This is a genomic window from Pseudarthrobacter cellobiosi, from assembly GCF_023913815.1.
GTDB classification, from domain to species: domain Bacteria; phylum Actinomycetota; class Actinomycetes; order Actinomycetales; family Micrococcaceae; genus Arthrobacter; species Arthrobacter cellobiosi.
Window position 1 is genome coordinate 133,849 of the sequence record NZ_JAMXBK010000016.1, and the last position, 19,628, is coordinate 153,476.

Annotated in this window: 14 protein-coding genes; 8 read left to right on the forward strand and 6 right to left on the reverse strand. The window is 64.4% G+C overall.

What is annotated here, in order from left to right; genetic code table 11:
• Positions 1-1,555: 1,555 nt before the first annotated feature.
• The 5 genes from trxA to NG701_RS02810 form a co-directional block, all read right to left on the reverse strand.
• Positions 1,556-1,882, reverse strand: a complete 327-nt coding sequence (gene trxA / locus NG701_RS02790) for a thioredoxin (RefSeq protein WP_058930642.1) — start codon at positions 1,880-1,882, stop codon at positions 1,556-1,558.
• Positions 1,883-1,919: 37 nt separating this feature from the next.
• Positions 1,920-2,876 (reverse strand): thioredoxin-disulfide reductase, encoded by a 957-nt coding sequence (gene trxB, locus NG701_RS02795; protein WP_252564331.1) that lies wholly within the window; start codon positions 2,874-2,876, stop codon positions 1,920-1,922.
• Positions 2,877-3,125: 249 nt separating this feature from the next.
• Positions 3,126-4,685 carry a protein kinase family protein gene (locus NG701_RS02800; protein WP_252564333.1) on the reverse strand — a complete coding sequence of 520 codons (1,560 nt, stop codon included), beginning with the start codon at positions 4,683-4,685 and terminating at the stop codon, positions 3,126-3,128.
• Between the two features lie 181 nt (positions 4,686-4,866).
• Positions 4,867-6,975, reverse strand: coding sequence for a murein biosynthesis integral membrane protein MurJ (gene murJ, locus NG701_RS02805; protein WP_252564335.1), 2,109 nt, complete (start codon positions 6,973-6,975; stop codon positions 4,867-4,869).
• A 92-nt stretch (positions 6,976-7,067) separates the two neighbouring features.
• Entirely contained in the window at positions 7,068-7,568 is a 501-nt protein-coding gene (locus NG701_RS02810) for an NUDIX hydrolase (RefSeq protein ID WP_058930646.1), read from the reverse strand.
• 207 nt (positions 7,569-7,775) lie between these two features.
• Here NG701_RS02810 and NG701_RS02815 point away from each other — a divergent pair, with 207 nt between their 5' ends.
• Complete coding sequence (locus tag NG701_RS02815; protein WP_252564337.1) at positions 7,776-9,284, forward strand: CCA tRNA nucleotidyltransferase; 1,509 nt, start codon at positions 7,776-7,778, stop codon at positions 9,282-9,284.
• Entirely contained in the window at positions 9,281-9,865 is a 585-nt protein-coding gene (locus NG701_RS02820; protein ID WP_252564338.1) for a histidine phosphatase family protein, read from the forward strand. The genes NG701_RS02815 and NG701_RS02820 overlap by 4 nt, the downstream gene beginning before the upstream one ends.
• A 641-nt stretch (positions 9,866-10,506) precedes the next feature.
• Here the strand turns inward: NG701_RS02820 and NG701_RS02825 are convergent.
• Positions 10,507-10,707, reverse strand: a complete 201-nt coding sequence (locus tag NG701_RS02825) for a hypothetical protein (protein ID WP_252564346.1) — start codon at positions 10,705-10,707, stop codon at positions 10,507-10,509.
• Between NG701_RS02825 and NG701_RS02830 the strand changes: the two genes are divergently transcribed.
• The 6 genes from NG701_RS02830 to NG701_RS02855 all read left to right on the forward strand — a co-directional run bounded on the left by NG701_RS02830 (position 10,706) and on the right by NG701_RS02855 (position 19,627).
• A complete protein-coding gene (locus tag NG701_RS02830; protein ID WP_252564348.1) occupies positions 10,706-12,169 on the forward strand; it encodes a glycosyltransferase family 87 protein in 1,464 nt (487 codons plus the stop codon). The two genes, NG701_RS02825 and NG701_RS02830, sit on opposite strands and share 2 nt — an antisense overlap.
• Positions 12,162-13,601 (forward strand): phytoene desaturase family protein, encoded by a 1,440-nt coding sequence (locus NG701_RS02835; protein WP_252564350.1) that lies wholly within the window; start codon positions 12,162-12,164, stop codon positions 13,599-13,601. Before NG701_RS02830 ends, NG701_RS02835 begins: the two co-directional genes overlap by 8 nt.
• A 137-nt stretch (positions 13,602-13,738) precedes the next feature.
• The gene (locus NG701_RS02840; RefSeq protein WP_252564352.1) at positions 13,739-15,727 is read left to right on the forward strand and encodes a penicillin-binding transpeptidase domain-containing protein; all 1,989 of its coding nucleotides are present in this window, start codon (positions 13,739-13,741) and stop codon (positions 15,725-15,727) included.
• A 102-nt stretch (positions 15,728-15,829) separates the two neighbouring features.
• Entirely contained in the window at positions 15,830-17,512 is a 1,683-nt protein-coding gene (locus tag NG701_RS02845; RefSeq protein ID WP_252564354.1) for an ABC-F family ATP-binding cassette domain-containing protein, read from the forward strand.
• A gap of 133 nt (positions 17,513-17,645) precedes the next feature.
• Complete coding sequence (locus NG701_RS02850; protein WP_252564356.1) at positions 17,646-18,419, forward strand: DeoR/GlpR family DNA-binding transcription regulator; 774 nt, start codon at positions 17,646-17,648, stop codon at positions 18,417-18,419.
• The gene (locus tag NG701_RS02855) at positions 18,416-19,627 is read left to right on the forward strand and encodes an MFS transporter (RefSeq protein ID WP_252564358.1); all 1,212 of its coding nucleotides are present in this window, start codon (positions 18,416-18,418) and stop codon (positions 19,625-19,627) included. Before NG701_RS02850 ends, NG701_RS02855 begins: the two co-directional genes overlap by 4 nt.
• Position 19,628 lies beyond the last annotated feature (1 nt).

Consider the following 19,628-nt stretch of genomic DNA (forward strand, 5'->3'; position numbering starts at 1 on the left):
CTGTGCTGGCGGGTTCCCAACACTGTGTGAGTGTGCTCCCGGGGTCGCTGAATCTTGAGTTGCCCGTTGCTGTGTCGTCGACATGCGGTGGACAAGACTGGACTGTTGCAACTGGTCAGGCTGCCACTGAACTGGATACCGTCGCGGCAGGTTACCGACGTGCTGCGGTTTGGCGATGAGGCTTGTACGCATTTCCGACCGGGCAGCTATTTACGAGGGGCCAGTGCCGTTTGATGTGAGGGATCTATTCCAGTGGCTCGGATCCTTGCGTCAAGCAGACACCTGGCTTCCCCCGGCGTCCCTTGGCTTCCTCCGGCCAGCCCCGACTCCCCCGACCACCGGCATCGAGTCTGACCAACTCTTGGAACCCCGTTCTTCTAGGCGTCAACTGCGAGAGTATCGGCGTTTGATTCAAACCACGGGCGGCTAGCGTGACTGGAACGCTGGCCCGGTCGGGGTGTTTCCGGTAGTCCGATGTTCCCGTTCCATATTTTTGCCGGCGAGATGAAACTGGGCGGGAAGTCCACTAGGCCACCTAATCCAATTGTCTTAAGCTGCTCAGAGTTCGATCTATTGTCCGAGCGTGCCGCGGATATTCTCCTCAGCGATGGACTGGACGCAATACGGCTACATCGCGTGCACCCAATCCATAAGGACTGGCTCGAAGTGCCGTCGTTCAGGCCAGTAGCAGCAGGAGGGGGCAGACTCTTGCAGGTTTGGGCAGTGTTTCACGTGAAACATAGCGCGGGGACGCATCAGTGCGCAGAGTATGACCGTAGCGATCGTGCAAGGCTGGATGGATTGATCTACTGTCGATGGACTGAACTGAACTGAACTGAACTGAACTGAATCAAGTGGGTCAAACTGAATCGGAGCGGCATGTCGTGCGACAACGGCACTCGAATGGAAGGAACAGCATGCACTGACGTCGAAGAAAATTGCGCCCGTCCGGCGAACGTGGTCACAGCGTGCGCCGCTTGGATTGGCGATTGTCGATGTTCCACATGATGCCCTGCATCTCGATCGCCAATGTTTCACGTGAAACAGAGCATTCAGGATCGCGTCGGCGGGCATAAGAAATCCGTAGCGAGGTGGAATCTGGGAACACTCTGTCCACTGTCGGCGAACCTATGCGTTCTTGCCGCGGCCCGGCGGCCGAATCCAACGAAGACCGCACGTCCTGCGAAGTCTCCCACATTGTCGTGCGCCATTCCCTCACGTGAACGAGACCAGACGTACAAGGCCCTGCATCTCGACTGCCAATGTTTCACCTGAAACAAGAATCCGAAGCTGGAAACCCGGACTTTGGGATGACGACCGGGCGACTAGTCGGAGATTTCAGCCCACCAGCCCTCATAGATAGGACGCTCATCCCTGCACTGGGTCTCCAGGAGCGACTCTGAGCAACCAGTGAAGTTAGGAAACAATTGACGGTTGATGCAATGTGGTTGTGCTTCGACGGGCTCGGTCTTAAAGGCCCGTGGCCACCGCTTCATGGAAGCAGTGGCCACAGGCTGGTGTCACCGGTCATATGGGACAGAAGTCCCCTACCTGATTAGGACAGGACGTCCGCAAATTCCTTTTCGAAGAACTGCTTCGGCCTCGCACCGATAACAGTGCTCTTCACCTGGCCGTCCTGGAAGAGGTAAACGGCAGGGATGGACGTGATTCCGTACTCGGCGGCGATGGCGGGGTTGTCGTCGACGTTGAGCTTGACGACATTAACCTTCTCGCTGTATTCGACCGAGATCTCGTCGAGGATGGGTCCCAGCTTGCGGCAGGGGCCGCACCATTCAGCCCAGAAGTCCACAATTACTGGCTTGTCGGCGGACAGTACGTCCGCAGCAAAACTTGCATCTGTTACGTCTTTAGCGTTGCTCATAACCTTGTCTCTCTCTTCGAACGGCGGGTACGCGAGATTACGCGTGAAGGTCTGCGAGGTAGTGTTCCACGTCGATCGCGGCAACACATCCGGACCCGGAGGCCGTGATGGCCTGACGGTAGGTGGGATCAACAACATCGCCGGCGGCGAAGACGCCAGGGATGCTGGTCTTGGAACTCCGGCCCTCGACGGCGATGGTACCGGCCGCCGTGATCTCCAGGGAGTCTTTGACCAGGTCGGTGCGGGGGTCGTTTCCGATGGCGACGAAGACGCCGGTGACGGCGAGGTCGGATACGGTGCCGTCCTTCAGGTTCTTGATCTTGAGCCCGGTGACTTTGTCCGTTCCGATGACGTCCTCAACGGAGCTGTTCCAGATGAACGAAATCTTGTCGTGGGCCAGGGCGCGGTCTGCCATAATCTTGGAAGCTTTGAGTGTGTCGCGGCGGTGCACAACGGTGACGGACTTGGCGAACTTGGTCAGGAACAGGGCTTCTTCCATCGCCGAGTCTCCCCCGCCGATGACCGCAATTTCCTGGTCCTTGAAAAAGAAACCATCGCAGGTTGCACACCAGCTGACACCATGTCCGGAGAGACGCTTTTCGTTCGGGAGGCCCAGCTCACGGTATGCGGATCCGGTGGACAGGATGATCGCCCGCGCCCGGAAGGTCTCGCCGGTACCGATGGTGACAGTCTTGATGTCGCCGTCGAGGTCCAGTGCTGTGACGTCCTCGAACTGGATTTCGGTTCCGAACCGGGCTGCCTGCTTCTCGAAGTTCTCCATGAGGTCCGGCCCCATGATGCCTTCGGGGAAGCCTGGGTAGTTTTCGACGTCGGTGGTGTTCATCAGTTCGCCGCCGGCGGTAACTGATCCGGCCAGAAGCAAGGGCTTCAGGTTGGCGCGCGCCGTGTAGACAGCGGCCGTGTACCCGGCCGGGCCCGAGCCGACGATGATGACATCACGTACTTCGGACGCGGTGTTTTCTGCGTTGCTCACTGAACGGTGAACCTCTTCCTTAGTCGATGCGCCGGCTTTTGCGGCCGGCCACATGGCACAACTGAATCTAGGTGGTGAATATTCCGGGTGCCGCGCGAACGGAGGAACCATCAGCGGCCATAACCCCGTCACCTGGACGGGACGCCCTACCAGATTACCGTCTGAAAACAGCTGAGCCGCGTCTATTACTGCGGAGCAATGCTCCGGGCAGAACAGCCGCGGCTCAACGGGGACGACGCTGGTGTGGTCCTACTGGATCTTGATCTCCGCCAGGCGGATGCCAAAGCCATAGCGGGTCTTCGGGGCGGCCAGCTTGGGAAGGGTCTTGATGGACACGATCACGTACTGTGCCTCCACCGGCTCGGCCAGTGGCATGGTCAGATCTGTTGACGTGAAGCTGTTGGTCCCCACCAGCTTGGCGCCGTCCAATGACGGACGGTCATTGGTGAAGACACTGAGATTGCCGCCCGAGGCTCCGAGCTGAGTCAGGGTGATGGATGAAACCTTCGCCGGATTCTTCAGCTTGACGAACAATGGCACGCCATTGGTTGCGAGGCCGCCCCAGCCCTCGGTGGCAAATTCCATGTCTGACCAGTAGCTGGCTGCGTTGCCGTCAAATGCCTTCACAAGATCCACGTCGTAGGTGGCTGCGAAGTCAAAATCGCCTTGCCGGGTGATGTTGTCGATGGCCGGCGGTGCCGCCGGAGGTGCGGAGCTCTGGTTGGGTGAAGGCGACCCGGTGTTTGGCTGGGTGGAGCCCGTCGACGTGGAGGATGGGGCGGCCTGAGGGCCCGTTTTGAATAGACTGCCCAGGTTGGTGACCGCAAAGACCAGCCCGGCAATCAGCACCACGGCAAGCAGCCCGCCCACCAGCCAGCGCATGGAGCGGGGCTCACGCTCGGGCTCGTCGTCGTCGTAATAGTCATCCGTCCCGCCGGAAGGAGGTACTGCGGCCGCCGGAGACACTTTCCGGGCAAGCGACGGGAAGGCGCCCGCTGCACGATCGGAGCGTTCCGGCGCTCGGGAGACCACGGGTTCGTCGTAGCCTGCGTCGTGGGAGCCGTTGGAATAGTCGTCCTCAGACCACAAAGAAACCTTGGGCGAATCGGAGCCCGCACCTGTCTTGGGCTCAGCCGGTCCGGAAACTGACCGGTTCTCCGCAGCCTGCACCGGTTGCGGCGCAGCGACGTGCTGATGTGCAGCAGTGGCGCCAGCAGCGGCGGCCCCTGCTCCAGCGGCCCCGGTCCTGGCAGACCCCGACGCCGGACGGACTGCCGGTCGGAGCGGCGGACGGGCTGGAACAACCGGGGGTACAAGCGGCGGAGCCGCCGGCGCGGCAGACCGGAATGGGTCAACCTGGCTGGGGTGATTGTCCGAGTAGTTGATGTATCCGGCGTCGACGTTCTCTTCGTCGTCGTACGGTTCCGGTTCGTGGGAACGCACCTGGCCGAAAATTTCGCTGCCCAGGGTATCCGTGAAGAACGGCTCGACGTAAGGCGCGTCGGAGGCAACCACGAGGTCCAACAGGTCTGCCGCGGACGTGTGATTGGTGATGAGGTACGTGGTGGCCTCAGTGACCCCAAGGTCCAGGACCTGGACGTTACCCGGGCGCTCACCGGTAGCCACCTCGCGGGCGCTCTGGGCCACCTGTTCGGTGTTGTCCGGGCCGGCGACCAGAATGCTGACCGGTCGGTTGAGAACTTGGTCCACCCCGTCCAGCACCAGATCCTGGTCGTGTGAGGTCAATACCGTGGCTGTGACCTTGTAGCGGCCGCCGAGTACTGATCCAACGTCGATCGGGTGGGACACGTGTTCCTCCTAGACTGTCCGGGAATGCCGGCGTAGATGATGCCACCGCCGGTCAGAAACCGGCCAAAAGCCGGCCGGCGAGCCGGTCTGCGCTTGCCTGCAACTACCCCTGTTCACTGTCGATCCTAGCCGATCGGCTATGGCCGCCGTGGTCGACAGGCAACCAAAAACCGCGCGAAGATCACTTTTTTCGAGGCCGGCGTGGCCTGAAATGGGGGTTCTGTCCGGCCTGGCCCTGGAACGTGCGCCGGCCGGGAAGGGGAATCTCGTCGCGCAGCAGCCCGCCCCGCGCTGTGCCGGGCACGTCCTCTGCGGGAAGGTATCCCACGGCGGGTTCAGTGCCCCCGTTAGCCACTCCTTCAGTTTCCCCTTGTGCGCCGTCAGCTGGCGCCGTAGGCGCTGCCTGGGGTTCCGGTACGGGTCCTGCGCGGAATGAGGCGGCGTCGAATTCGCCGGAAATCCGGGGAATCAGGCCGGTGTCCACCGCGATCGTGGCGCGTTCCGGCGTCGGACGTTCCGTTCCGGAAACGTCGGCACCCGCAGCCGACGACGGCGTTCCCCCGGCGCCGCCGGACGGTCCGGTGCCGCGTCCCAGCCGTCCCAACAGGGGGCGCATGAGGTCCCGGAGTTCGGCAACGTGGAAGACCTTCAGCAGGAAGACATAGGCAACCAGCATGATGGGTCCGACGACGATAACGGTCACCAGGGCGGCGAGCCGGTCCTTCCAGGCGAAGCCGTCGGCGCTGTAGCTGCCCATTAGCCACAGGGCACCGGCGCCCGCGATCGCAGAACCGAGCGCTGCATAACCCATCCGGATATAGGAGTTGGCGATCCGCGGCCCGTCGAGGTGGCCCAGGAGCCGGCGTAGGAAATAAGCGCTGATGACCACCGAGAGAATATTGCCCACCATGTACAGGAGGGCGATTGCGTAGATGATCTGGCCCACCGGCAGGAATTGGATCCCGAAGGCACCGGCCAAGTAGACCACGGCAAGCAGCAGCTGGATATGGAACGGCGTGCGGGCGTCCTCATTGGCGTAGAAGACCCGCGACATCATGAAGTTGGCGCTCATGAACGGGGTGCTGAGAGCGAGGATGGTGAGTGTTTGGGCCAGCATGACGCCGTCCTGGCGCGGACCACCGGAGAAGAACATGCCAAGCGGGCCCGCCAGCGCGAAGAGTGCCAGCGCGCCAAAGACGGTGGCCACCGCCATCGTGCGGAGGCCGTGCGAGAGGGCATCGCGGAGTTCTGCGCGGTTGCCATCCTGCGAAGCGCGGGTCATCCGGTTAAACAGAACAGTGGCGAGCGAGAGCGCAATGATGGAGTGCGGCAGCAGATATAGCTGGCTGGCCACCTCCAGGACGGCGTTGCCGGGCAGCATCTCTGCCGCCGGATCCCCCGCCTCCTTCAGCCGGAGACGCTCGGCGCCGGGAATGGTGGCGATGCGCATGACGTACAGGAACGCCAACTGCCCGACGGCGGCCGTCAGGAGCGTCCACACGCTCAGCTTTGCTGCCTGGCCCAGGCCCACTCCGCGCCACCCGAACCGGGGCCGGAGGCCTAGCCGCAGGCGGATCACCGGGATCAGAAGAATGGCTGTCTGGGCCACAACGCCTACGGTCGAGAAGCCGGCCACAAGCAGGGTCTGGGTCGGCCCCCAGTTGTCCAGAGTGTGCGGATTCATGGCGTTTTCGCCGAAGATCCAGATGAACATGCCCAGGCCGCCAATGGCCACCAGGTTGTTCAGGATGGGGGCCCACATGGCCGGTCCGAACGCGCCGTTGGCGTTGAGGACCTGCGTCAGCAGGGCGTAGAGGCCGTAAAAGAAAATCTGGGGCAGGCACCAGAAGGCGAACGCTACTGCCAAGGCCTTCTGCTGGGGCGAATAACCCTGCGTGGTCAACTCAATGACCCACGGAGCAGCAAGCGTAACCAGCGCGGTGAGGCCCAGCAGCAGGAGCACGGCCAGCGTCAGCAGCCGGCTGATGTAGTCCGCTCCCCTGTCCGGGGCCTTGCTCGCCTTGATGATCTGCGGCACCAGCACGGCGTTGAAGACACCACCGGCCACCAGCAGGAAGATCAGGTTGGGCAGGTTGTTGGCGTTGATAAACGTGTCGTTAACCGTAGAGCCGAGGCCCAGCGCGGCACCCAGCATCCAGGTCTTGCCGAAGCCCAGGACCCGGGAGACCAGGGTGCCTGCAGCCATGATGGCGCTGGACCGGGTTTCACTCGCGGTTCCGCTCGGGGCGGCGCGGCCTGCTTTATCGGAGGGGGGATTGGTAGCTGACATCGAGTTCATCGTCTCACCCGGACGCTGTTTGTACCGCAACGGACAGGCTGTATGCCGGTGCAGGCATACATGCAGCTCCGGCTGAGGCAGCCTTAGAGGTGTTCGGGCAGGACGTCCCGGGCCAGATCCGCGATGCGGCGCTCATTGGGGAACGAAAGCTTTCGTGCGAGTTCCTTGATGGGAACCCAGGCGACGTCCACGGCTTCGTGGTCCGGATCGTTTTCGATAGTGAGTTCGCCGCCGGTGGCGCGCAGCAGATAGTGGTGCACGGTCTTGTGCACGCGGTGCCCGCTGACAGTGAACCAGTAGTCGATGCTGCCCAGCGGCGCCAGGATGTCGCCCTCGATGCCGGTTTCCTCGGCAATCTCGCGGACTGCTGCCTGCTCGTTGTCTTCCTTGCCTTCAGGATGGCCCTTGGGCAGGCACCACTCCAGCCGTCCGCCCCTGTTAAGGCGGGCAATGATCGCAACCCTTAGTTCGCCGTCGGACGTGTCCACAACAACGCCGCCGGCGGAAATTTCCTCCACCGTAGGCAGCGAGGCCGGGGCCGAGTGCAAGACAGGCGCGACGTGGGCACCAATTGCCGACGGCAACGGTGCGTTTGTCCTCCTGCCGGGAGCGCTCGGTACGGGATGGGCCATGGAGTCCACTCTAACGACTCTTGTCCGATCATGATGACCTGAACATGACATCAAAGTGGACTGCGTATGACGCACTTTGAGGGGCTGTAGGCGAATAGGCGCGATCTTGAGGAGATTTTGGCCTGCCAAGCCGCCGGTTTCTGACAAGCTTAAGTAACTATGGCGCACGCACATCACAAGATTGATTCCAACACCGTCGATTTCCAGGTGGACCCGGTGGTCCTGGAGCTCGGGCAGCGCTTTGTCGACGCCGGCCACGAGCTGTCCCTGGTGGGCGGTCCGGTACGGGATCTTTTCCTGGGACGCACCTCGCCGGACCTGGACTTCACCACCGACGCCAGCCCGGACCAGACAGTGGCCCTGATAAAGAAATGGGCGGACAACTTCTGGGAGATCGGCCGCGCGTTCGGGACGATCGGCATGCGGAAAGCCGGCTTCCAGATCGAGATCACCACTTACCGCGCCGAGGCTTACGATCCGGAGTCGCGCAAACCCGTGGTGGCATTCGGCACGTCACTTACCGACGATCTCCTGCGCCGCGACTTCACGATCAACGCCATGGCGCTGCGGCTGCCTTCCCTTGAACTTATTGATCCGTTCGGCGGCGTCCGGGACCTCAGCGCCTCTGTCCTGGCGACGCCAGGTTCACCCGAGGCCTCCTTCTCCGATGATCCCCTCCGCATGATGCGCGCTGCCCGGTTCGCATCGCAGCTGGGTATTTCCGTGCATGACGACGTGCGGCTGGCCATGACCCAGATGGCCGAGCGGATCAAGATCATCTCGGCTGAACGGGTCCGTGATGAGTTGGTCAAGCTCATCTGCGGTGCGAACCCCCGGGCCGGTGTGGACCTGCTGGTGGACACCGGCCTCGCCGAGTTTGTGCTGCCTGAGGTGTCCGCGCTCCGGCTGGAATCCGACGAGCACCACCGCCACAAGGACGTTTACCAGCACTCCCTCCAGGTCCTGGAACAGGCCGCCGCCCTGGAAACGGATGCCGACGGCGCCGTGCCGGCCCCCGATTTTGTGCTGCGGTTCGCAGCGCTGATGCACGACGTCGGCAAGCCGGCTACGCGGCGTTTCGAACCGGGCGGCGCGGTCAGCTTCCGCCACCACGACATGGTGGGGTCCAAGCTCACGGCCAAGCGGATGAAGACCCTGCGGTTCGATAACGACACCATCAAGGCCGTGGCCCGGCTGGTGGAGCTGCACATGCGTTTCTACGGCTACGGCGATGCCGGCTGGAGCGACTCGGCCGTCCGCCGCTACGTCACGGACGCCGGCCCGCTCCTGGAACGGCTGCACCGGCTGACCCGCTCAGACGTCACCACCCGCAACCAGCGGAAGGCTGAGCGGCTCGCCTTCGCCTACGACGACCTGGAAGACCGGATCGCCGTACTGCGGGAGCAGGAGTCCCTGGACGCGGTCCGGCCCGATCTGGACGGCGCCAAAATCATGGCGCTCCTGAACCTCAAACCCGGACCCGTGGTGGGCCGTGCCTACAAGTACCTGCTCGAGGAACGGATGGAACACGGACCGCTGCACCCGGACGACGCCGAAACGAGGCTGCTCGCCTGGTGGGCGGAGCAGCCCGAGGCGGCACCCCCGGTTCCGGAAACAGAAGAACCTCCCGCCGCCGTCGAACTTTCCCCGAACGAGGAGTCCAAATGATTAACCCGATGACCGCGCCCCGCCCCCAGCTCTGGATCCTGCGCCACGGCGAGACCGAGTGGTCCAAGAGCGGGCAATACACCGGGCTCACCGACCTGCCCCTGACCGTGGAAGGCGAACAGCAGGCCGTGGAGGCGCGCAAGGTGCTGGACCAGGTGGACTTCGACCTGGTCCTGACGTCCCCGCTGCGCCGCGCCCGGCGCACAGCCGAACTGGCAGGTTACCCTGACGCGCAGCACGAACCGCTGGCTGTGGAATGGAACTACGGCGACTATGAGGGCATCAGCTCGGACCTGATCCGCAAGGACAACCCGGATTACCTGATCTGGACCCATGGTGTGCCCAACGGCGAATCCCTGGACGAGGTGGCAGCCCGCGCGGACAAGATTGTGGCCCGCGTGCTGGAATCCGGGTTGGACAACGTGCTGATCGTGGCGCACGGGCACTTCTCCCGGATCCTCACCGCGCGCTGGCTGGAACTGCCGCCCGCCGAAGGCCGCCATTTCATCCTGGGAACCGCGAAAGTCTGCACGCTCGGCTGGGATAAGCGGACCCCGGCCATTGTCCGCTGGGGACTCTAACGGCGCATTCATAAACTTTCTTGAAAAACTTTGCGAATTAAGTGGCGCATTGCTCTGTTCGTAGGGTAATTTTATTCCTGACCCCAGAGCGTCTTTGCCGGGGTTGCGGCGCGCGTTGTCCGGCTAGTCAGCCGAGGCAGCAGCATAACGGAAAAGGAGGTTGGGAAAAATGATTACTTTGACTAGCGGATGGAAGATGACCATCACCACGAACCCGGCCTCTGCTGCTTATGCGCGCCGTCTTAACGGAGTGTCTGCCTCCTAACCTTCCTGCAACCGATCCCGCCCCCGCGGCGGCGTCACGTGCATTGAGGTATATCCAGGCCACTTCCCTCTCGGATGGCCCGCGCTAGCGGCTCGCCTCAGGCGACGCCTGCTGGAAGTCTCCTGTCGGCGTAGCTTCACGGCTGGTCCGCGGGCCGACGCGGCATCCCCATAGTTCGGAACTCAGCTTCTTTGTTGGGGGCTGCACCGCCGCTGCAACACGGGTCTGTCTTCGCATTCGCGAACTATTCATAACCGCCGGGCATTTCCCTGCCTAATTATGCCGTTATTGCTTCGACATTAAATGGCTCTATTTATCATACCCAATTACACCCCGAAAGGAGGTGACCACCATGATCAAAAGAATGAAGAACGTACTATTCTTCCTGCGGAGGCCTGTCCGGGATGACGGGCCTGTCCGCGATGACCGCCGGGAATTCAACGGGCAGCTCCTGGACCGGCGACGCGAAGATGTTTTCGTCCTGTTGCACCAGCAGATGGGCGGCATGAACTGAGGCGAGGGCCAGGAATGAAGTCCAGGGTCCGGTATCGCACGTGCCGGGTAAGCTCTCAGACATGCAGGAGACGAAGCCACCGGTGCACCCACGGCGCGCCCGCCTGGTTGTTCCGAGCCGCAGCGACCTGCTGCTGAAGAATTTCACGGAACTGATCGGCGGGCCGATGGGTGCCCGGTCGGCGCCCGGCCTCGTCTCCCCCGGCGTTTTTACCGTGGAACGTGTCCTGATCATCCTGACCGTAGTGGCGGCGCTGGCCGGCCTCGCCATCAAGGGCTACTGCCGGGCCAACGGCTGGTCGAGCCCCGGCCAGTTCTATTCCACGTGCTATTCCGACTTCCCGGAATTCTTCCGCAACCGCGGCCTGGGGGACGGCACGTTCCCGGTCCTGAGCCCGGGGTCTCTCTTTGAAGACCCCGTCCTGATGGGACTCATTGCCGGGGTGACTGCCTGGATGGTCCCGGGCCAGGGCATCAGTGACGCGCGGATTCTTGGCTACTTCGACGTTAATGCCACCCTGGTTGCAGCCGTATGGATTGTCACCGTGCTGGCTACGGCCCGGATGTCACAGCGGCGCCCCTGGGATGCGGCCATGGTGGCGCTGGCACCTGGCATCGTGCTGGCCGGAACCATCAACTGGGACATGTGGGCCGTGGGGTTGTTGGCGCTAGGAATGCTTTGTTTTTCGCGGGAAAGGCTGGTCCTCGCCGGCACCCTGATCGGCCTCGCCACAGCGACGAAGCCATATGCCGCCCTCATTCTCGGAGCCGTCCTCCTGCTGGCCCTGCGGACCGGGCGGATCCGCGGTTTCCTGGTCACTGCAGGCGCCAGCGCAGCGGCCTGGCTGGCCATTAACGTGCCTGTTGCGGTGGCCAACCCGTCCGGCTGGGGGTACTTCAGGTTCACCGAGACGAGGGAGGCCGGCTACGGGTCCCTATGGTTCGCCTACAACCTGGTGGCCCGGCGGCTGCGCTGGCCGGTGCTGGATCCCGCAACCATCAACTGGCTGGCGCTGGCCGTGTTCCTGCTGGCCTGCACCATGATTGCCGCGGTGGCGCTGACAGCAGCACGCCGGCCGCGGCTGGCCCAGCTGGCGTTCCTCATCGTGGGTGCTTTTGTCCTGACCAACAAGGTCTATTCGCCGCAGCATGTCCTGTGGCTCATCCCGCTGTTGGCGCTGGCCCGGCCGCGGTGGCGGGATTTTCTCATTTGGCAGGGCGTTGAAGGCCTGCACTGGGCAGCCGTCTGGATGTACCTGGGCCAGGTGGCCAGCCAGGGCCCGACCCAGCACAATATTGACATGCCCTACTACGTCCTGGCCGTGGCAGCACATATGCTTGCAACGGCATATGTGATGTTCCGGGTTGTATGGGACATCTACGATCCGGACTACGATCCCGTCCGCCGCCATCACCTCGATGATCCACAGGGAGGGCCGTTCGACGGACTCCCGGACTGGTTGCGGTTCAGCCCCCGCCATCCCTCGCACGCGGTGTTCCCTTGGCGGGCGAAACACCATGCCTGACGTCGCCGTCGTCGGGTCCGGACCCAACGGGCTGGCTGCAGCCGCCGTGATGGCGCGCGCCGGCCTCTCCGTTGAAGTCCACGAGGCGGCGGACACCATCGGAGGCGGCACCCGCACCGCCGAACTGATGCAGCCGGGGCACCTCCATGACATCTGCTCGGCCGTGCACCCCATGGCGCTGGCATCACCCTTCTTCCGCGACTTCGAGTTGGCACGCCGGATAGACCTGGTGGTCCCGGAACTTTCGTTCGGATCACCGCTCGACGGCGGACGGGCGGCCCTCGGCTACCACAGCCTCGAACGGACGGTCCAAGGCCTGGGCCCGGACGGCGACGCCTACCGCAGGCTTCTTCGCCCGTTAGTTGACCGCATTGACGGCGTGATGGATCTGACGCAGCACCAGCTGCTGAGGATCCCCCGGAATCCCCTGGCAGCGGCGCTTTTCGGGCTGCGGACACTGGAGCAGGGATCGCGGCTGTGGAACGCGCGATTCCACGAGGACCTTGCGCCCGCACTGCTCAGCGGCGTGGCCGCCCATGCGGTTTCGCAGCTGCCCTCGCTGGCCTCTGCAGGCGCCGGGCTCATGCTCACCGCACTGGCCCACGCCCAAGGCTGGCCGATTCCGCTGGGCGGATCGGCCTCCATTGCGGCGGCGCTGGAGGCCGACATCCGTGCCCACGGCGGGGTGATCCATACGGGGGCGACGATCGAGAGCCTCCAACAACTCCGCGGCGCACGGGCCACTCTGCTGGACGTGGCCCCACGGGGCCTGCTGAACATTGCAGGCGACAGCCTCCCGGCCAGGTACCGGCAAGCCCTGGAGGCGTTCCGCTATGGGAATGGTTCCTGCAAAGTGGACTTCATCCTGTCCGGACCCGTTCCGTGGGCAGTAAAGGAACTGGGGGACGCCGGAACGGTGCACGTCAGCGGCACGCGTGCTGAACTGGCCCGTGCCGAGAACGAAGTATCCGCCGGGAAACACCCGGAACGCCCTTACGTCCTGGTGGCCCAGCCATCACGGTTCGACACGGACCGGGCGCCGGCCGGCCGGCAGATCCTGTGGGCATACTGCCATGTGCCGGCCGGATCAACCCGCGACATGGGCGAGGCCGTCACCGCGCAGCTGGAGCGCTTCGCGCCCGGTTTCCGGGATGTGGTGATGCAGACCCAGGTGACCACTGCGGCGGAACTGGCCAGCTACAACCGGAACTACGTGGGCGGGGACTTCAGTGCCGGCATCATGGACGTGCGCGGACTTATCCAGCGCCCTGTGGTCTCCCGCGTTCCATGGCGGACGCCCGTGGCCGGTGTGTATCTCTGTTCCTCCTCCACGCCGCCCGGCCCCGGCGTAACGGGCATGCCAGGGTTCTTCGCCGCGAAACATGCCCTGAAGGACATATTTGGTCTTGGGGTCCCTTCTCTCGGCCTCTGAACCCGGCACGAACGGACACTCAATCCCCTGACAGCGGTCCTCAAATGTCCTTTCGCGCAAATCATTGGGGCGTCAACTGTCCGTTCGCGCGGAATGGGTGACAGCAAGCGCGTTCCAAATCGGGGCATAATAGCGCCGTGGGGAACTCAAAGAAACTATCGCTTGCCATAGCTGGACTCATCCTCGGCGCCTCCTTGGTTGCCTGCGACGACGGCAGAGGGGGTGCCGAAAGCGCGGCTAAACAGTTTGCGTCCGCGCTTTCCACGCTCGACGTCGGCTCGGTCGCCTTTGATGGCAAAGACTCCGGGGTGGCCAAGCAACAGGTCCAGGACGTTTTCAAGGCCCTGGAGCCGGGCAAGCCCACTGTGGCGGCCGGCGAGCTCACCCTGGACGGCGGCACTGCAACCGTTCCGCTGAACTACACCTGGAAAATCGGCACCGGCGAGTGGAAATACACGGTCTCCGCAGAGTTCACGAAGTCAGGGGATAACTGGCTGGCGGTCTGGAACCCGGCAGCCCTGGTCCCCGGACTCGCCGACAACGAAATCCTGAGCAAGGGCACCCAGTCGCCGCAGCGCGCCGACATCCTGGGCGCGGATGACGCGAAGCTGGTCACGTACCGTCCCGTGGTGAACGTGGGGATCGACAGACTGCTTCTGGGATCCGCGGACGCCGCCGCGTCAGCCACCAAACTGGCCGAACTGGTGGGTGTGGATCCCGCCGCCTACGCCCAACAGGTTGCGGCCTCCGGTGCCGAGGCGTTCGTCCGGGCAATCACTCTCCGTGATGAGGGCCGCACCGTCACGGACGCGCAGATCACGGCCATTCCCGGTGCCCGCGCCATCCCGGAAGCCCAGCCGCTGGCACCCAGCCGCACGTTCGCAAGGGCAGTCCTCGGCACCGTCGGCGAGGCCACGGCCGAGCAGATCGAGGCGTCCGACGGCGTCCTGACCGCCGGAGACGTGACCGGCATCGGCGGGCTCCAGCAGCAGTACGACGCGCAACTCCGCGGCACCGACGCCGTGGTGATCCGTGCGCAGCGGGCCGACCTGACCCGCGAACAGATCCAGGCTGCGGGAACGGATCCCCGCAGGGTGGTCTTCGAGATGGCCCCCACCCCGGGCACGCCACTGAAAACCACCCTTGATCCGAACCTCCAGTCACTCGCCGAGAGCACCCTTGCCGGTGTAGGCCCGGCGTCGGCCATCGTGGCGCTCCGCCCCTCTACGGGGGCCGTTCTCGCCGCGGCCTCAGGCCCGGGAAGCAACGGCTACAACACCGCCATGCTCGGCCAGTACGCGCCCGGGTCAACCTTCAAGATCGTCGATTCGCTTGCCATGCTCCGCAACGGCCTGACGCCCGATTCGAAGGTGGAATGCACACCCACCCTTACCGTGGACGGCCGGACGTTCAAGAACGCGGAAGGTTACCCGGAAACGTCGCTGGGGTCTGTGGCACTCCGCGATGCCTTTGCCCACTCGTGCAACACGGCGTTTATCGCTGCGCGCGACACAGTCACTCAGGCCCAGCTCGAGGCTGCCGCCGTCGCCATGGGCGTGGCGGTGGAGGCCCCCGCGCTGGGCGCCGCGGCATTCCTCGGGTCCGTTCCGGGCGAGGCTGCGGGCACCGAACATGCCGCCTCGATGATCGGCCAGGGCAAGGTGCTCCTGTCCCCGCTGGCAGCGGCCATCATGGCCGGTTCCGTGGGCAAGGGATCCCCCGTCTCACCGCAGCTGGTCCTGAACCCCGACGCGGGGGCTGCCGCGGCAGACACGTCCGGCGGGACGACCGCGGAGGGCGCGTCGCCGTCGTCGACCGTTACGCCGGAAGCGCCGGCCAAGGCGTCCGGCCAGCCCATCACTGCCGCCGAGGCCGCGGCGCTGTCCGACATGATGCGCGCGGTAGTCACGTCCGGCCACGCGGGCTTCCTGACGACCGTTCCCGGCGCGCCGGTAGGCGCCAAGACCGGCACGGCGGAGTTCGGCAAGGAGAACCCGCCCAAGACGCACGCCTGGATTGTGGCCGTCCACGGGGACCTGGCAGTGGCCGTGTTTGTTGAGGACGGCGGCCTCGGAGCCACCACGTCCGGGCCGCTGCTCAAGCAGTTCCTGACCGCAGCCGGCTAGCGCCCCCCGAGTTTCTTGTCCAGATAATGCGCGCAGAACTGCCTCAAAGGCATATTATCCGGACAAAAACCCGGGTAGGGCGGGCGTGGGAAGATTGTTGGCGTGGCCCACATAGACATTTCCGGCATTGACTACTTCCTCTCCGACGGCACCCAGCTGCTCAACGGCGTGACTTTCAAGGTCCCGGACGGTACCAAAACCGCCCTGATCGGCCCCAACGGCACGGGCAAGACCACCCTTTTCCGGATCATTTCCGGCGACCTTGTACCGGACGAAGGTGTGATCGGGCGCTCCGGAAACATGGGCATCATGCGCCAGTTCGTGGGCCAGGTCCGGGACGATTCCACCGTCCGCGATCTGCTGGTCTCCGCCGCTCCGCCGGCCCTGGCCGCCGCGGCCAGGGAGGTGGACGAGGCCGAGCTCGCGATGGTGGAGCACGACGACGAGCCCAGCCAGATGCGGTACGCGCAGGCCATCGTGGACTGGGGAGATGCCGGCGGTTATGACGTGGAGACTGTCTGGGACGAGGTCTGCATGGCCGCCCTGGGACTGCCCTTTGACCGCGCACAGCACCGCCCGGCGTCGAGCCTTTCCGGCGGCGAGCAGAAGCGGCTGGTGCTGGAGGCCCTGTTCGCGGGACCTGACCAACTCCTGCTCCTGGACGAACCGGACAACTACCTCGATGTGCCCGGCAAGCGCTGGCTTGAGGACAAGCTCAACGAGTCCAAAAAGACTGTCTTCTTCATCAGCCACGACCGCGAGCTGCTCAACAATGCCGCCGGACGCATCGTGACCCTCGAACCGGGCATCAACGGCGCAGGCGCCTGGGTGCACGGCGGCGGCTTTGGCTCCTATGTCGACGCCCGCGCGGACCGGAACGCCCGCTTCGAGGAGCTCCGCAAGCGCTGGGACGAGGAGCACGTGAAGCTCAAGGAACTCGTCAACATGTACAAAAACAAGGCGGCATTCCGCTCCGACATGGCCAACCGCTACCAGGCCGCCCAGACGCGCCTGGCCAAGTTCCTCGAGGCCGGCCCGCCCGAAGCGTTGCCGATCGAACAAAACGTGCGCATGCGCCTGAAGGGCGGCCGGACCGCCAAACGGGCGGTCGTGGCTGAGAAACTGGAACTGACCGGGCTGATGAAGCCGTTTTCCACCGAGGTGTGGTTCGGGGACCGCGTGGGTGTGCTCGGCTCCAACGGCTCCGGCAAGAGCCACTTCCTGCGCCTGCTCGCCACGGGCGGGACGGACCCGGAACGGGAGCACCTCCCCGTGTCCGACGTCGATATTGCTGAAGTGCCGCACGAGGGGACCGTGAAACTCGGCGCCCGTATCCGGCCCGGCTTCTTCGCCCAGACCCACGTCCGGCCCGACCTCCTGGGCAAAACCCTGTTGGAAATCCTGCACCGGGGCGACGAGCACCGGTCCGGTCTGGGGCGTGAGGCTGCTGCCGGCGCACTGGACGGCTACGGCCTGGCCGGGCAGTCCGAGCAGAAGTACGAGTCCCTCTCCGGCGGCCAGCAGGCGCGGTTCCAGATCCTGCTGCTGCAGCTCTCCGGCGCCACGCTCCTGCTGCTGGATGAGCCCACGGACAACCTGGACCTGCATTCGGCCGAGGCCCTGGAAAAGGCCATTGACCACTTCGAGGGCACCGTCCTGGCAGTCACGCACGACCGCTGGTTCGCCCGCACGTTCGACCGGTTCCTGGTGTTCGGCTCCGACGGCCGCGTCTACGAATCCCCCGAGCCCGTGTGGGACGAAAAGCGGGTTGAGCGCGCCCGCTGACGCTCTCTCACTTCTTGCAGGTTTTCGGCAGACGCTCTCTCATCGAGTGAGAGAGCGTCTGCCTTTTTTATGCTGTAAGTGAGAGAGCGTTCCAGGTGGCGATCATATGATCAAAAATTGCTATCATATGAGCATGAAGACTGAAGAGCGGCACCGCCTGATCGGGGAGCTGCTTCGCCGCAAAGCCGAGGTCTCCGTGGAAGAGCTGACCCAGGCGTGCGACGCATCGGGAGCCACCATCCGGCGGGACCTTGAGCTGCTTGCATCGCATGGTGTGCTGCGCAGGGTCCATGGCGGTGCCAGGAGCCTGATTGCCGGCGGCGAAAACCCCGGCTACGGCCAGCGCGAACTTGAAGACCAGGCCGTGAAGGCCAGGATCGCCGCCGCCGTGGCAGGCCTGCTGGGAGAACGCGAACACGTGTGGCTGGACAGCGGCACCACAGCCACCGAAATTGCCCGCGTCCTCCGCGGGCGCGAACTGACGCTGATGCCCATGTCCATGCGCGCCCTGACGACGGTCACCGACGACGACCCGCATGCCGGCCAACGTCCTGCCCTGCTGCTCCCGGGCGGAAGCCTGATTCCCGGCGAGCTATCCTTCCGCGGCCCGCTCGCGGAAGCCAACATCCGGTCCCTGCGCTTCGACACGGCGGTGGTCACCCCCTGCGCCCTGAACCTCAAGGACGGTCTCCTGGCCCATGATTTGGAAGACGCCGCAGTGAAGCGGGCCGGACTCGAGTCGGCGGCGCGGGTGATTGTTGCCTGCGCCGCTGCCAAATGGAATGCCACCGCGATGGCCCTGGTTGCCCCCTTGGACGCAGTGAACGTGATAGTTACGGACAAAGACCTGAGTTCGGACGAACTCGCACACCTCAACAAGCTCTCGGTGGAAGTAGTCAAAGCATGAGCATCAACACCAGCACGACGGCCGGACCGTCCCTCAGGGCAGCCGCCGCAGCCACTTTTGTGGTCTTCGGGATCAACGGCTTTGTCTTTGCCAGCTGGGCCGCAAGGATCCCCGCCGTCACCGAGACGCTGCACCTGACCTCCGGCCAGATGGGCACGCTACTGCTGTGCATAGCCGTCGGCTCCCTGCTCGCCCTTCCGACGGCGGGACTTGTGGTGGGGAAGATCGGCACCGCCAATGCCGTGCGCGCAGGCGGTCTGCTGTCAGCCCTGGCCGGGGTGGGCATTGCCCTTTCCCTGTCGGCGGAATCGATCCCGGGCACTGCAGTTTCGCTGTTCTTCTTCGGCATTGGCGTCGGGCTGTGGGACGTTTCCCAAAATATTGAAGGAGCCGACGTCGAGCACAAGCTTCGGCGCACCATCATGCCGCAGTTCCATGCGGCCTTCAGCGGCGGGGCCTTTGTGGGGGCACTGATCGGTGCGGGCCTCTCAACACTCGGTATTGGCCTGCCGTTGCACCTGCTGGTCATCGCCGGTGTAGTAGTGGTGGTAGCCCTCGTGGCGCCCCGCTATTTCCTCCCCCACGCGGCCCAGGCCGCTCCAGTCGAGGGTGAACCGACGGCTGTGAAGGGGCCATCGGCCTGGCGTGACGGCCGCACCCTGCTGATCGGCGTTGTGGTCCTGGGTGCAACCCTCACCGAAGGCGCCGGAAACGACTGGATCGCCAAGGCCACTGTTGACGGCCTGGGCAGTTCGGAATCCACCGGTGCCCTGATGTTCGCCTTGTTTGTCCTGGCAATGACGGCCATGCGGCTCTTCGGCGGCCGCGTGATCGACATCTACGGCCGCGTCGTAGTGCTCCGGGCCAGCATGGCCGCGGCCACGGCGGGTCTGTGCCTGTTTGTGCTCGCGGGGAACATCTGGCTGGCCGGGGTTGGTGCTGCGCTGTGGGGCGTGGGATCCGCGTTGGCCTTCCCCATGGGAATGTCAGCGGCCGCCGACGATCCGAAGCATGCGGCCGCGAGGGTTTCGGTTGTATCCACCCTGGGGTATGTTTCCTTCCTCGCCGGCCCGCCGTTGCTGGGCTACCTGGGCGACCTCACGGGAATCCACCTGGCGCTCCTCGCGATCCTCGCCCCGATCCTGGTGGCACTGCTCCTTGCCGGCGCCGCGAGGCCCCTGCCCCCCAAGACCCTGTCCTCCAAGTAGG